The sequence below is a fragment of the Methylobacterium sp. P1-11 genome, from assembly GCF_008329595.1.
In the GTDB taxonomy this organism is placed as follows: domain Bacteria; phylum Pseudomonadota; class Alphaproteobacteria; order Rhizobiales; family Beijerinckiaceae; genus Methylobacterium.
In genome coordinates, this window is record NZ_NPKS01000012.1 from 99,930 (window position 1) to 114,132 (window position 14,203).

Annotated in this window: 12 protein-coding genes; 5 read left to right on the top strand and 7 right to left on the bottom strand. The window is 69.9% G+C overall.

All coding sequences use genetic code 11. The features are described from left to right. Positions 1 to 1,302 carry a thymidine phosphorylase gene (deoA, locus tag CIW48_RS14070; protein WP_149311339.1) on the top strand — a complete coding sequence of 434 codons (1,302 nt, stop codon included), beginning with the start codon at positions 1 to 3 and terminating at the stop codon, positions 1,300 to 1,302. A gap of 138 nt (positions 1,303 to 1,440) precedes the next feature. On the opposite strand, the gene CIW48_RS14075 is transcribed toward deoA, so the two are convergent. The 4 genes from CIW48_RS14075 to dnaK all read right to left on the bottom strand — a co-directional run bounded on the left by CIW48_RS14075 (position 1,441) and on the right by dnaK (position 5,961). Next, entirely contained in the window at positions 1,441 to 1,755 is a 315-nt protein-coding gene (locus tag CIW48_RS14075) for a hypothetical protein (RefSeq protein ID WP_149311340.1), read from the bottom strand. 108 nt (positions 1,756 to 1,863) lie between these two features. Beyond that, entirely contained in the window at positions 1,864 to 2,502 is a 639-nt protein-coding gene (locus CIW48_RS14080) for an rRNA adenine N-6-methyltransferase family protein (protein WP_091777955.1), read from the bottom strand. Between the two features lie 141 nt (positions 2,503 to 2,643). Next, positions 2,644 to 3,792, bottom strand: a complete 1,149-nt coding sequence (gene dnaJ, locus CIW48_RS14085; protein ID WP_091777957.1) for a molecular chaperone DnaJ — start codon at positions 3,790 to 3,792, stop codon at positions 2,644 to 2,646. 255 nt (positions 3,793 to 4,047) lie between these two features. Beyond that, positions 4,048 to 5,961: a molecular chaperone DnaK gene (gene dnaK / locus CIW48_RS14090; protein WP_091777959.1), complete on the bottom strand. Its 1,914-nt coding sequence runs from the start codon at positions 5,959 to 5,961 to the stop codon at positions 4,048 to 4,050. A 391-nt stretch (positions 5,962 to 6,352) separates the two neighbouring features. Between dnaK and CIW48_RS14095 the strand changes: the two genes are divergently transcribed. Beyond that, complete coding sequence (locus CIW48_RS14095; protein WP_149311341.1) at positions 6,353 to 7,336, top strand: hypothetical protein; 984 nt, start codon at positions 6,353 to 6,355, stop codon at positions 7,334 to 7,336. Between the two features lie 118 nt (positions 7,337 to 7,454). On the opposite strand, the gene CIW48_RS14100 is transcribed toward CIW48_RS14095, so the two are convergent. Beyond that, positions 7,455 to 8,105 (bottom strand): YqgE/AlgH family protein, encoded by a 651-nt coding sequence (locus CIW48_RS14100; protein WP_281407344.1) that lies wholly within the window; start codon positions 8,103 to 8,105, stop codon positions 7,455 to 7,457. Between the two features lie 301 nt (positions 8,106 to 8,406). On the opposite strand from CIW48_RS14100, the gene CIW48_RS14110 reads away from it, so the two are divergent. Both CIW48_RS14110 and CIW48_RS14115 read left to right on the top strand, forming a co-directional pair. Continuing rightward, complete coding sequence (locus tag CIW48_RS14110; RefSeq protein WP_091777962.1) at positions 8,407 to 8,886, top strand: peroxiredoxin; 480 nt, start codon at positions 8,407 to 8,409, stop codon at positions 8,884 to 8,886. A gap of 92 nt (positions 8,887 to 8,978) precedes the next feature. Further along, positions 8,979 to 9,620, top strand: coding sequence for a DedA family protein (locus CIW48_RS14115; RefSeq protein WP_149311343.1), 642 nt, complete (start codon positions 8,979 to 8,981; stop codon positions 9,618 to 9,620). Positions 9,621 to 9,626: 6 nt separating this feature from the next. On the opposite strand, the gene CIW48_RS14120 is transcribed toward CIW48_RS14115, so the two are convergent. Both CIW48_RS14120 and CIW48_RS14125 read right to left on the bottom strand, forming a co-directional pair. Continuing rightward, positions 9,627 to 10,376: a restriction endonuclease gene (locus CIW48_RS14120; RefSeq protein WP_149311344.1), complete on the bottom strand. Its 750-nt coding sequence runs from the start codon at positions 10,374 to 10,376 to the stop codon at positions 9,627 to 9,629. A 95-nt stretch (positions 10,377 to 10,471) separates the two neighbouring features. Then, on the bottom strand, positions 10,472 to 10,885 hold the full coding sequence (locus CIW48_RS14125; RefSeq protein WP_149311345.1) for a MucR family transcriptional regulator: 414 nt from the start codon (positions 10,883 to 10,885) through the stop codon (positions 10,472 to 10,474). Between the two features lie 407 nt (positions 10,886 to 11,292). Here CIW48_RS14125 and CIW48_RS14130 point away from each other — a divergent pair, with 407 nt between their 5' ends. Continuing rightward, positions 11,293 to 13,968: a bifunctional acetate--CoA ligase family protein/GNAT family N-acetyltransferase gene (locus tag CIW48_RS14130; RefSeq protein ID WP_149311346.1), complete on the top strand. Its 2,676-nt coding sequence runs from the start codon at positions 11,293 to 11,295 to the stop codon at positions 13,966 to 13,968. Positions 13,969 to 14,203 lie beyond the last annotated feature (235 nt).

Sequence of the window (14,203 nt, forward strand, 5' to 3'; positions counted from 1 at the left end):
GTGCGGCTGCCGCAGGAAACAATCCGGGCCAAGCGCGACGGGCTGCCCCTCGACCCGGAGGCGATCGAAACGTTCGTCCGAGGCCTCACCGACGGCGGGGTTGGGGAGGGACAGGCGGCGGCTTTCGCCATGGCGGTGTTCTTCCGCGGGCTGTCGCTGCCGGAGCGGGTGGCGCTGACCCGCGCCATGGCGGAATCGGGCCGCGTCCTCACCTGGGACCTGCCCGGGCCGGTCCTCGACAAGCACTCGACCGGTGGCATCGGCGATGCGGTGAGCCTGCCGCTCGCTCCGATGGTGGCGGCCTGCGGCGGCTACGTGCCGATGATCTCCGGGCGCGGCCTCGGCCATACCGGCGGGACGCTGGACAAGCTCGGCAGCGTCCCGGGCTACGACGCGACGCCCGGGCTGGACGCGTTCCGCCGGGTCGTCAAAGAGGTCGGCTGCGCCATCATCGGCCAGACTGCCGATCTCGCCCCGGCCGACCGGCGCCTCTACGCGATCCGCGACGTCACCGGCACGGTCGAGTCGCGTGACCTGATCACCGCCTCGATCCTGTCGAAGAAGCTCGCCGCCGGGCTCGACGGGCTGGTGATGGACGTGAAGCAGGGCTCCGGCGCCTTCATGGAGAGCGTGGCGGAAGCGCGGGCGCTGGCCGAGAGCATCGTCACGGTGGCGGAGGGCGCGGGCCTGCGGACGGCCGCGCTGATCACCGACATGGACGCGCCGCTGGCGAGTGCGGCCGGCAACGCCGTCGAGGTCGCTTACGCGATCGACTACCTGACGGGTGCGCGCCGCGAGCCGCGCTTCCACGCGGTCACAACGGCGCTGGGCGCGGAGATGCTGGTTGTCGGCGGTCTGGCGCCGGACCGCGACAGCGCCGCGGAGCGACTGGAGGAGGCCCTCGCGTCGGGCCGGGCGGCTGAATATTTCGCCCGTATGGTCGCGGCTCTTGGCGGGCCGGGTGACCTTTTGAAGAAGCCCGCCTCACATCTGCCCGCCGCGCCGGTGCGGCGTCCGGTTCGTCAGGACGGAACCGTCGCGGGCGTTGCGACGCGGGTTCTGGGTTTGGCGGTGATCGGACTCGGGGGCGGCCGAACCCGGCCGGACGATCCGATCGATCCGCGCGTCGGCTTCACGGATCTTGCCGCTCCCGGCGCATCCGGCGGCCTGCTCGGGATTGTCCACGCCGCCGATGAGGCCGGCGCGGATCGCGCCGAGGCCGCGTTGCGGGCCGCCTATCGCATGGGCGAGGCGCCGGTCGGCCGGCCGGCGGTCATCGAGCGCGTGGGGTCCGGATCTTAGATCCGTCTCGGAGCGGCAGTTCGGCCGGCTCCGCGCCCCCCGCAGAGGCGAGGGGCGCGCAAGTCGATGGCGTTCAGCCGACGGTGCAGGACGTCGGCGCCTTTACGGGGGTGACAAGCGGGCGAATGCCCGTCGGCCTCACCAGCGGCCGTGGCCGTGGCGATGGCCCCAGCCACCGTGATGATGGTGACGCGGCCCGAAACCGTGGTGGCGCCAGCCATAGTGGTGGCCGCGCCCCCAGCCGCCGTGATGGCGATGGTGCGGGCCGAAGCCGCGATGTCCCCAGCCGCCGTGGCCGTGGCCGTACCCGTACTGGACGGTGTGGATGTCGCTGGAGCCCTGCTGCAGCCCGGCATCTCGGCTGAGGGGGGCGGCCATGGCGGGCGCCGCGAAGGCGAGGCCGCCGAAGGCCAGGGCGGCGGCCAAGCTATTCCGTACGGTCTTGGTGAACATCGGCGTTCTCCTGTTCCACGCCGGGCGCGCTGGGCATCCGGCCGTGTCTCAGGTGTGCGCCCTTTGAGTTGACGCAATTGTGAGCTGTTCGCTCAGGCCGTGTTCAGCTCAAGGACGGCGATAGACCCACACCCGCGCGGGCGGCAGGTTCAGCCAGACCCGGCTGGAACGGTCGGCAGTGTAGCTGCCGGCCTCGCACCGTGCCGGTATCGGCGGCACGACCGCGTAGGTGAACTGCACGAACGGCGCGCCCGGCCGCATCAGGTCGTGGGCGGTGTTGAGCAGGTCCAGCCGCTGCTCCAGCGGCTTGGTGAACAGCGGCAGGCTCGAGATCGTCGCGGCCGCGGGCTGCGTCAGCACGTCCTTCAGGCTCGCACGCATGTTGTAGGCGTCGCCCTGGATCACCTGGACGCCCGGGAAACGGTGGGTCAGAAGGCGGCAGAAATCGGGGTTGAATTCCACGAGGATCAGCCGCTCCGGCGCGACGCCGCGCCGGATCAGCGCCTCGGTCACCGGTCCGGTGCCTGGACCGAGTTCGACCACCGGCCCTTCCAGCCGCGGGTCGACATAGGCGGCCATGGTCCGCGCGAGCATCTTGCCCGACGGCGTCACGGCGCCGGTGACGAGGGGACGCTCGAACCAAGAGCGCAAGAACCGCGCTTCATCCTCCAGGGGGTCGCGCCGCGGCCCGAAAATCGCGCTCCTGCCGGCAGGAGCCTTCGCGTTGGGACGGCGGAGCGGCGGCAAGTCCTGGATTCCTTGATGCCGAATTGAGAATGAAAGGCTAAAGAACGGCGCTGTCTTACAGTCAAGCCGGCGCCGCGCCTAGGGTATGCAAGCCACGCCGGCCGCTTGCATAACAGGTCTTCCCGGGTTTCGGATCCGGCCTCATGGCCGGACCGCGCTTCCGAAAAAGTCCCGAACCTTCGAGAAGAAGCCCGCGGATTCGGGATGATTCTCCGGAGAGGCGGACTGATCGAACTCCTGGAGCAGCTCGCGCTGGCGCTTGGTCAGGTTCTGCGGGGTCTCGACGAAGACCTGGATGTAGAGGTCCCCGACCTCCCGCGAGCGGAGCACCGGCATGCCCTTGCCCTTGATGCGGAACTGCTTGGCGGTCTGCGTGCCGGAGGGAATTCGCACCTGGGTCTGCGAGCCGTCGATCACCGGCACGGTGATCTCGCCCGACAGCGCGGCGGTGACCATCGAGATCGGCACACGGCAGAACAGGTCGGCGCCGTCGCGCTGGAAGAACTCATGCTGCTTGATGGACAGGAAGACGTAGAGGTCCCCGGCCGGGCCACCACGCAGCCCGCTCTCGCCTTCGCCGGCGAGCCGGATGCGCAGGCCGTCATCGACACCCGCCGGCACGTTGATCGAGAGGGTGCGTTCGCGGTTGACCCGGCCCGCGCCCTGGCAGGCCGTGCAGGGATCGTCGACGATCTCGCCGCGGCCGTGGCAATTCGGGCACGTGCGTTCGATGGCGAAGAAGCCCTGCGCCGCCCGGACCCGGCCGTAGCCGGCGCAGGTCGGGCAGGTACGCGGCTTCGACCCGGGCTTGGCGCCGGAACCGTCGCAGGCCTCGCAGGTCACCGAAGTCGGGATCTTGATGGTCTCGGCCTTGCCGGTGAAGGCCTCCTCCAGGGTGATCTCGAGATTGTAGCGCAGGTCGGCCCCGCGCTCGCGCCCCGGCGCGCCGCCGCGTCCACCCCGGGCGCCACCGGCGCTGCGGCCGTCGCCGAAGAAATTGTCGAAGATGTCCGACATGAAGTCGCCGAACTCGTTGCCGAATCCGGGGCCACCGCCCCCGCCCTGGCTGAAGGCCGCGTGGCCGAACCGGTCGTAGGCGGCGCGCTTCTGGCCGTCGGAGAGGCACTGATAGGCCTCGTTGATCTCCTTGAACTTGATCTCGGCGTCCTTGTCGCCGGGATTGCGGTCGGGATGATAGGTCATCGCGAGCTTGCGGAAGGCGACCTTCATCTCGCCTTCCGACGCGGTCTTGGTGACCCCCAGGATCTCGTAATAGTCCCGCTTCGACATCCCGCCCTCAGGTGCCTTCTCGTCCCGGCCCGACCTCGGATCGCGACGCTTCTAACATCGAGTCGTCATTCCGGGGCGCGGCAGACGAGCCCGGAATCCAGATGCGACGACGGCGCAGAAGCGCGATCGGTCGGCGGATCGTGGATTCCGGGCTCCGCTTCGCATCCCTGGAATGACGGAGCTTCTGAATACGCTGCCCACGCAAAGGCGGGGCCGGATTGCTCCGGCCCCGCGCGGTCTTAACAGAACCGCGCCTCAGGCGCGCTTCTTCTGGTCCTTCTCGTCGACCTCCTGAAAGTCGGCGTCGATGACGTCGTCCTTCTTCTCGGAGGCCGCCTCGGCACCGGCATCCGGGCCGGCCGCCTGGTTGGCGGCATACATGGCTTCACCAAGCTTCATCGAGGCCTGCATCAGGTCCGTGGTGCGGGCCTTGATGGCCTCGACATCCTCACCCTCGAGCGCGGTCTTGAGCGCGGTCATCGCGGTCTCGATCGCGCCCTTGTCGGAGGCCGGCACCTTGTCGCCGTACTCGGACACCGACTTCTCGGTGGCGTGGATCAGGCTCTCGCCCTGGTTCTTCACCTCGACCAGCTCGCGCCGCTTCTTGTCCGCCTCGGCATTCGCCTCGGCGTCCTTGACCATGCGCTCGATATCGGCGTCCGAGAGGCCGCCCGAGGCCTGGATGCGGATCTGGTGCTCCTTGTTGGTCGCCTTGTCCTTCGCCGTCACGTTCACGATGCCGTTGGCGTCGATGTCGAAGGTCACCTCGATCTGCGGCATGCCGCGGGGCGCCGGCGGGATGCCGACGAGGTCGAACTGGCCGAGCAGCTTGTTGTCGGCCGCCATCTCGCGCTCGCCCTGGAAGACCCGGATCGTGACGGCGTTCTGGTTGTCCTCGGCCGTCGAGAAGGTCTGGGACTTCTTGGTCGGGATCGTGGTGTTGCGGTCGATGAGCCGGGTGAACACGCCGCCCAGCGTCTCGATGCCCAACGACAGCGGGGTCACGTCGAGGAGCAGCACGTCCTTGACGTCGCCCTGGAGCACGCCGGCCTGCACGGCGGCGCCGATGGCCACGACCTCATCCGGGTTGACGCCCTTGTGGGGCTCCTTGCCGAAGAAGGACTTCACCACCTCCTGGATCTTCGGCATGCGGATCATGCCGCCGACCAGCACCACCTCGTCGATCTCGGAGGCCGAGACGCCGGCATCCTTGAGCGCCTTGCGGCAGGGCTCGATCGTCCGCTGGACCAGATCGTCGACGAGCGACTCGAACTTCGCCCGGCTGAGCTTCAGCGCGAGGTGCTTCGGGCCGGTGTTGTCGGCGGTGATGTAGGGCAGGTTGATCTCGGTCTGGGTGGCCGAGGACAGCTCGATCTTCGCCTTCTCGGCGGCCTCCTTGAGGCGCTGGAGGGCGAGCTTGTCCTTGGTCAGGTCGATGCCCTGCTCCTTCTTGAACTCGGCCGTCAGGTACTCAACGATGCGGTTGTCGAAGTCCTCGCCGCCCAGGAAGGTGTCGCCGTTCGTCGACTTCACCTCGAACACGCCGTCGCCGATCTCGAGGATCGAGACGTCGAAGGTGCCGCCGCCGAGGTCGTAGACCGCGATCGTGCCGGACTTCTTCTTGTCGAGGCCGTAGGCGAGCGCCGCCGCGGTCGGCTCGTTGATGATGCGCAGCACCTCAAGGCCGGCGATCTTGCCGGCATCCTTGGTGGCCTGACGCTGGGCGTCGTTGAAGTAGGCCGGCACCGTGATCACGGCCTGCGTGACCGGCTGGCCGAGATGCGACTCGGCGGTCTCCTTCATCTTCTGCAGCGTGAAGGCGGAGATCTGCGAGGGCGAGTACTTCTTGCCGTCCGCCTCGACCCAGGCGTCGCCGTTGTCGCCGCGGGCGATCTTGTAGGGCACCAAGCCCTTGTCCTTCTGGGTCATCGGGTCGTCGTAGGTCCGGCCGATGAGCCGCTTGATGGCGAAGAACGTACGCTCGGGGTTCGTGACAGCCTGGCGCTTGGCCGGCTGGCCGACGAGCCGCTCGCCGTCATCCGTGAAGGCGACGATCGACGGCGTGGTGCGCGCGCCTTCCGAATTCTCAATGACCTTGGGCTGCGTGCCTTCCATCACGGCCACGCAGGAATTGGTGGTGCCGAGGTCGATGCCGATAACTTTACCCATGGTGGGATCCCTCTTTTCGTCGCGTTCAAGCAGACCGCCGAGCCCCGAAGCAGCTCGGCCCATGGCGGTGTACGGGGGTGATGTGAGTATGGGACCCGGGCCGGATCAAGGGCCGTGAACGGCTGAAACCCAGCGCGCAATCCCGCGTCGAGGGCGATATAAGAAGCCCGTTCCGGGCTCGCAAGGCGAAGCCTGCGCGGCGGGGGCGCCGTCTGGAATCGCGCCATCTCCTTGTCATTCCGGCAGGATCTCGCCGCAGGCCACCCATCTGCCGGGTGGCGTGGCTGCATTTTGTTGCTCCGCTGCCACGTCGGCGCCATCGACGACGTGTTAACGTTTCGACAAGGGGTTGCGCGTGGCCCCGCCACTTCGTGCCCCTTCGTAGAGTCCGATGCGCCCGATCCGAAGCCTCCTGCTCCCGATCCTGGCGGTCGCCGTCGTGGCGCCCGGGATGCTCGCCGCGCCCCCGGCGCAGGCCCAGAACTTCTTCGAGCGCCTGTTCGGCATCAAGCCGGAGCGGCCGCCGATGCCGCCGCGCGGCCTGCCGGAGCCGTCGCCCGCCCCAGCGGCACCGGGCGAGCCGGGCCCGCCCGCGGCCCCAGAGGCGCCCCGGCCGGCCCCGGCCCCGGCCCGCCCGGTCGTGCTGAAGACGCCCTCCGAGGAGGGCGTGATCGGCCAGGATCTCCAGCTCAACGGCCTGGCCGGATCCCTGAAGCTGGAACGGTCCGGCACTACCGTCACGGCGCGGATCAAGCTGCCGGGGACCAAGATCTCGCAGCCGGCGGAATCCTGCACGGTTCCGCTCGCCGGCGGCAATCCGGTGACGCTCACCGCCGAAGGCAAGCCCGAAGGCGTGCCGCGCTTCGAGGCCGCCGGGGCGGAATGCCCGCTGCGCTTCGACGTGACCGAGGGGGGCATCCTGGTCTCGAGCCTGGGCGCGGGACCTGTCTGCACCTTCTCGGCGGCGGATTGCGCCACGACCCCGGTGGGCCTCTGGGGGCCAGCCGCCGCTACCCTGCTTCCGCGGGCCGGCGAATTCGACACGGCCCGCGGCGTCGCCGACAAGGCCGTGCGGGACAATTACAAGCTGATGACCCAGCGCGCCCGGCGCGAGGACGTGCGGCCGATCGTCAGCGAGCAGGCGGCCTTCTCGTCGGACCGGGAGCAGCTCTGCCGCACCTATGCGCGCGAGGGCACGCACGGGTTCTGCCATCTGCGGGTGACGGAGAACCGGGCCCTGGCCCTGGCAACCCGGCTGGGCGCCAACACGGCGACGCCCACTGCGGCCGTCGCGCCCCGCAGGCCACGTCCCAAGCCGGCCGTGGAGGGCATGAACCCGGATGCGGTGGGCGGCGGCGACGCGCTGCCGGAATAGACGCTCCCGCAGCGAGGCGAGCCAGGGTCGCGCCACAACGGCACGCGTTGTGCCGCCAGATTGCTGTGCTCCGCTCGCGAAGGCAGAGACGCCCGAGCCTACGCGCCGGGCCGGTCGATCAGGCTCGGCCAGCTGTCATCGACAGCATTGCCGGATCGATGCCGTTGGCCCGCAGGGCGAGGTCGTACTTGGCGTCGAGGTCAGCGTTGAAGATCAGGGCGGGATCAGCCGGGCAGTTGAGCCAGCCATTGGCCATGATCTCGCTCTCCAGCTGACCCGCCTGCCAGCCGGCATAGCCGAGCGCCAGGACGGCGCTCGCCGGCCCCTCGCCGCTGGCGATGGCACGGAGGATCTCCACCGTCGCGGTCAGGCAGATGCCGTCGTCGATGATCAGCGTCGATTGCTGGATGTGGAAATCGTCGCTGTGGAGCACGAAGCCGCGCCGTCCCTCCACCGGGCCGCCCATCAGGACCGGCATATGGCCAACCCGCTCGCGCAGGCGAATCGCATCCGCCTCGGGTGCCACATCGAGCTGGACCAGGAGGTCCGGCATGCTGATGTCGGTCGCCGCCTTGTTGACGATGATGCCCATGGCGCCGTCGGCGGAATGGGCGCAGACATAGATCACCGACCGGGCGAAGCGCTCGTCGGCCATGCCGGGCATCGCCACAAGGAACTGCCCGTCGAGGAAATTCGGGCCCGACAGCTCCGTCCGGAGCGGTGACGCTGCCGATGAGCGATCGGGCCTGCGATGCGGAGGGTGCGCCATGCATCCATGCTACGCCCCGTCCTCCGGTTGTCCAGCAGGCAAAAGGGACGCAGCAAGCCTCCCCCAAGCTTGTACGTGTTCCAATCCATGCTCCAGAATACCGGTGCCGCTCGTTGCCCTCTCGGGCATGGCCGCAGGAGCGGCATTCTTTGGAGCCGGCGCAGCCTTCATCAAGCTCCTCGGAGCCTGAAGGCGCGGCACGTCGGAATCGGCCGCATCCTCGACAGGCACCACCCGCCACGCTAGGTCAGGCGCGCTGCTCACGCGCGCCATCCCAGCGCGCGACAACGAGGGACCCGCGATGATCCAGGTCGGCGACCACCTGCCCCAGGCCACCTTCCGGGTGATCGGCCCCGAGGGCCCGATCGCGCGCACCACCGACGACGTGTTCAAGGGCCGCCGCGTGGTCCTGATCGGCGTGCCGGGCGCGTTCACGCCCAGCTGCCACCGCAACCACCTCCCGGGCTTCGTCACCCACAAGGACGAGATCCTCGCCCGCGGCGTCGACGCCATCGCGGTGACGAGCGTCAACGACGTCTTCGTGCTCGACGCGTGGTCGAAGGCGAGCGGCGCGGAAGGGCTGGAATTCCTCGCCGACGGCAATGCCGATTTCGCCAGGGCCCTCGGCCTGGAGATGGACGGCACGGGCTTCGGTCTCGGTATCCGCTCGAAGCGCTATTCGATGCTGGTCGAGGACGGCGTCGTCCGGATCCTGAACGTCGAGGAGACGCCCTCGAAGGCGGAGGCCTCGGGCGCCGAGGCACTGCTGAAGGTCCTCTGAGGGCGCCCTGCGCCGCAGATCGGCCCTTTTAAGGCCACCTTCCGTCCGCTTGTGTCGCCGGGCTTTGCCCGGAGACCGGCCCCGAGGACCGCATGGCCTTCCTGAACGACCTGCCCATCGCCGAGCTGATCGCGAATTACGGATACATCGCGATCTTCGTGATCATCACCCTCGAGAGCGCCGGCGTGCCGTGCCCCGGCGAGACGGTGCTGATCTCGGCCGCCGTCTATGCCGGCAGCACCGGCAACCTGAATATCGGCTTGGTCATCGCCGCGGCCGCGGGGGCGGCGATCCTGGGGGACAATGTCGGCTATTGGGCGGGGCGACGCTGGGGCATGCCCCTGCTCCTGCGCTACGGCCATCTCATCGCCCTCGATCACGGGCGGCTCAAGCTCGGCCAGTACCTGTTCCGTCAGCACGGCGGCAAGATCGTGTTCTTCGGCCGCTTCACCGCGATGCTGCGCGCCTACGCCGCCCTGCTCGCCGGGGTGAACCGCCTGGATGCCCGCCGCTTCTTCGCCTTCAACGCCCTCGGCGGCATCGTCTGGGCCGGTGGCATGGGCATCGGCTCGTACTATTGCGGGCGCCAGATCGAGCACATCGTCGGCCCGGTGGGGCTGACGCTGCTGGCGCTCGTGGTTTTCGGCGGCCTGGCCCTGTGGCTCTTCGTGCGCCGCCACGAGGCGCGCCTGCTCAACGAGGCGGAGATCGCCATCCCCGGGCCGCTCGCCTGACGGCCGTCACGCCTCCAAGAGGTCGATCGCCTCGAGGGCGTCGTGATGCAGGAGGAGCACGCCGGTGGCCGTCGCGAGCCGGCGCGCCGCCGGCGTGAAGCCGGCATTCGAGACCACCGCCGCCCGGTCCCCAGCCCAGTAGCGCAGCGCCGCGGCCACTTCCTGCACGGCGGCGTTGCCGACGGGCTTGCTCAGCCGCTTGCATTGGACGACGAGGCGCAGCCCGTCCCGCACCGCGACGATGTCGGCGCCCTGATCGCCGCTCGCAGGCGTCCGGTGCGCCCGCCAGCCTGCCCGGGTCAGGCGCTCGGCGCAGTAGCGCTCGTAGTCGAGCCCGTCCCCGGGCGCCTCGTCCTCATCGGGTAGCGCGACGGCGGCCGCCTCGGCCTCGATGATCGCCAGCATCCGCTCGTGCTCCGCGTCGGCGAGGTCGGCGAAGCGGGGGCCGAGCTGCGGCAGGACGGTCCGGTCGAGGAAGTAGTCCCGCTCGCGCAGCCAGCCGTCCTCGATCCAGTTGCCGTAGGGATCGCAGTAGCTCTCCTGACGCCGCCGCAGCGCCAGGGTGTCGGCATGCGCCCGGGCGATCCGCCGCACCCGGGACCGGAACCGGCGCGGGCGCCCGAGATGCCGGAGCAGGACGAGAACGAGGGCAAGTCCCGTCGCGGCGAGCGCCGGCAGGCCGTACCAGAGCCCGAACGGGAGGCCGATGACGGCCGTCCAGAACAGGCGGGCGACGGGATTGGGCTTGCCGGGCATCGGGTCTCGGGGGCGCTGACGGGCCCCTGACCCTCGCAAGCGCGGCTTGCCCGAAGCCTAACCCGGATCCGAAAGCTGTGGATGCGGGCGGCGCGTCAGCCCTTCCGGCGCTGGTGGCCGAGGCCCATGCTCTTGGCGAGGCTGGATCGCGCCGCGGCGTAGTTCGGCGCGACCATCGGGTAGTCGGGCGGAAGACCCCATTTCCCCCGGTATTCCTCGGGCGTCAGGTTGTAGTGCGTCCGCAGGTGGCGCTTCAGCGACTTGAACTTCTTGCCGTCCTCCAGACAGACGATGAAGTCGGGCTGGACCGAGCGCCTGACCGGAACGGCCGGCCGCAACTCCTCCGTCGGCGTGGCGGCGGGCTCGCCGAGACCGTGCAGCGTTGCGTGGATAGCCGCGATAAGCCCGGGCAGGTCCGGCGCGGGGACCGGATTGTTGCTCACGAAGGCCGACACGATGTCGACGGACAGCGCGAGATAGTCCGGTTGCCCTTCACCCGTGGCGTCCATCCCAAAAACCTCCACTCGTTCCCAGACGGCCGCCGACCGTCGGCGCCGGCTGGAATCTGTTTCTGCTCAACCCGATACAGGGTAGTTAAGGCGCAGTTACTATGGTGATGTGAATTTAATAGCAAGACCAATCTACACCCACTCACAAGTGTCGTCTTAGAGTGGATAAATGGCGATCGTTATTGGAGAAAAGGAGGTCTGGACGGCTGCATCGAGCCTGCCATCCGATTTCCGGTCGTCGCGCGCCGCTCAGGCGTTGCAGGCGCGCCGGATCGCGCCATCTGGGGGGCGGCGAGTGCGCGATGGGCCGCGCCTGATGGAACGTGAGCGAGGGTGACCAGATGCGTGCCGCCACGAACGGCTTGCGGGACCTCATCCCGTGACGGCGGCACCGTGAGCCGCCGGTCGTGAGCACCTACCGGTTCGACAAGCTGCTGGCGCCCCGCTCGATCGCCCTGGTCGGGGCGGTGGCACGCGAGGGCTCACTGGGGCGCAGCATGCTCGACAGCCTGCGCGCTGCAGGCTTCCCCGGCGCGATCATGCCGGTTCAGCCCGATCACGCGACCGTCGAGGGGCTGCCCTGCATGCCGCGGGTCGCGGATCTGCCCGCCGCCCCAGACCTCGTTCTGATCGCGGTACCGCCGCCGAGCGTGCCAGAGGTCGTCGCGCAGGCGGCCGCGATCGGCGCCGGTGCGGCCGTGATCCTCACGGCCCGGCTCGGTTCCGGGCCGGACGATCCAGGCCCGGTCGCCCACCGGATCGCCCGCGCCCACGGCTTGCGCCTGCTCGGACCCGACAGCGCCGGCCTCGCTGTACCGGGTGCCAAGCTCAATGCCAGCCTGTTCGCCCATGCGCCGAAGGCCGGCGATCTCGCCCTTGTCTCGCAATCCGGCACGGTCGCGGCGGCCATCGTCGCCTGGGGCGCCCGTCACGGGACCGGCTTCTCGGCCGTGCTGTCGCTGGGCAACGTCCTCGACATCGGCGTGGCCGATTGCCTGGATCATTTCGCCGCCGATTATCGCACCCGCGCGATCCTGCTCTGCCTGGACCGGGTTGCGGATGCCCGGCGTTTCATGTCGGCCGCCCGCGCCGCCGCCCGGGCCAAGCCCGTCGTGGTCTTGCGGGCCGGCCAGCACCGCCCCGACACCCGTGCCGCCGCCACCCATACCGGCGCCCTGGCCCGTCCGGATGCGGTCTATGCGGCGGCATTTCGCCGGGCCGGCCTGCTGGACGTGCCGGACCTCGACGCGATGTTCTCCGCCGTGGAGACCCTGGGGCGCCAGCGGCCGTTTCCGGGCCACCGGCTTGCGATCGTATCGAACGGCCGCGGCATCGGCCTCCTTGCCGCGGACCGGCTGATGGAGCGAGCCGGGACCCTCGCGGCGCCGGCCGAGGCGGAGGGGCGCGCGCCGGGCAACCCCCTCGATCTCGGCATCGATGCCGCCGGGCCAGCCTTCTCCGCCGCGCTGGCGCCGCTGCTGACGGACCGGACGAGCGACGCCGTTCTCGCCATCCACGTGCCCACCATCCGCTCGGAAGCGGGCGCGGTGGCCGAGGCCATCGCCGGAGCCGTTCGGGCTGCCCGCGCCGGCCAGACCCGCAAGAAGCCGGTCTTTGCGGTCACGCTGGGCGACGCGGAGGCGGGACGCGAGACCTTCGCGCAAGCCGGGATCCCGCACTTCACCACCGATTCCGAGGCGATCGAGGGCTTCCTGCATCTCGTGCGCTACCGCGAGGCGCAGGACGACCTGATGCGCACGCCGGATTCGCTGCCGCGAGACTTCTCCCCCGACACGGCGCGAGCCCGCTCGATCGTCGCCGGCGCCCTGCGCCAGGGCGCCGCCTGGCTCGATCCGGTGGCGGTGAACGGCCTCCTCGAGGCCTACGGGATCCCGACGGTTCCGATCACGCTGGCGCCCGATAAGGATGCGGCCGCGGCGGCCGCGTGGCCGATCATCGCCGCAGGCGGAACGGTGGCACTGAAGGTCGTCTCGCCGGACGTGGTGCACAAATCCGATATCGGCGGTGTCCATCTCGACCTCACCAGCGAGGCCGACGTCGCGGCGGCCGCCCGCAGCATCCTGTCGCGCGCGCGCCGGGAGCGGCCTGACGCCCGGGTGACCGGCTTCGCCGTGCAGCCGATGATCCGCCGCGGCCAGCGCCGGGAGCTGATCGCTGGGCTCGCAGAGGATGCGGTGTTCGGTCCGGTGGTGGTCTTCGGTCGGGGCGGCACCGCCGTGGAGGTGATCGATGACCGCGCCCTTGGCCTGCCGCCCCTGGACCTGACCCTGGCGCGCGACCTCATCGCCCGCACCCGGGTCGCGCGGCGCCTCGAGGCTTACCGCGACGTGCCCGCCGCCGATCTCGGGGCGATCGCGCTGACGCTGGTGAAGCTGTCCCAGCTCGCCGCTGACCTGCCGCAGGTCCGCGAACTCGACATCAACCCGCTCCTGGCCGACGAGACCGGCGTGCTGGCCCTCGACGCTCGGGTCCGAATTGGCCGCGCCGAGCGCGGCGCCCAGGGGCGCGGCCATCCGCGCTTCGCGATCCGGCCCTATCCGGCCGAATGGGTCCGGACGCTCAACCTCAAGGACCGAACCGTGCGGGTGCGGCCGGTGCGTCCGGAGGACGAGGGCCTGTTCCTGAGCTTCTTCAAGGGACTCGATCCGGAGGATCTGCGGCTGCGGTTCTTCGGCCCGGTGCGCGAGTTCAGCCACGCCTTCCTGGCCCGTCTGACCCAGCTCGATTATGCCCGCGCCATCGCGTTCGTGGCCACGGAGATCGAACCGGCCGGCGGCGAGCGCATGCTCGGCGCGGTTCGGCTCCACGCCGATGCCAACCACGAGAGCGGCGAGTACGCGATCGCGGTGGGCCGCGATGTCCGGGGAACGGGCCTCGCCTTCGCGTTGATGCGCCTCATGATCGACTGGGCGCGTTCCGAGGGAATCGGGCGAGTCGAGGGGTCGGTGCTGGCCGAGAACCGGCCGATGCTGGCGGTGTGCCGGCGCCTGGGCTTCACGCAGGGGCGCGATCCGGATGATCCGGGTCTGGTGAAGGTGCACCTCGATCTCGCCGGCAGCTAGATGGGTGCCGGTGCCAGCGGACGTTCCTGGTCTTGACGCGGAGCGCGAACGGGCCCGAATTCAGCTCCGTCGGGCCCTCGGCGTTCGTCCGCGCATCGCCCCGATCGAGATCGGTTGAGCTGTTCGAACGTGCGCTTGCGATGCGGCGGCCCGGCTAAGGTCGCCGCCGGTTCAATGCCATGGCTCGGCGCGCCGCCGCCTCTCCGTGAGGTTCCGGCGCTCCGAGAATTGCAGA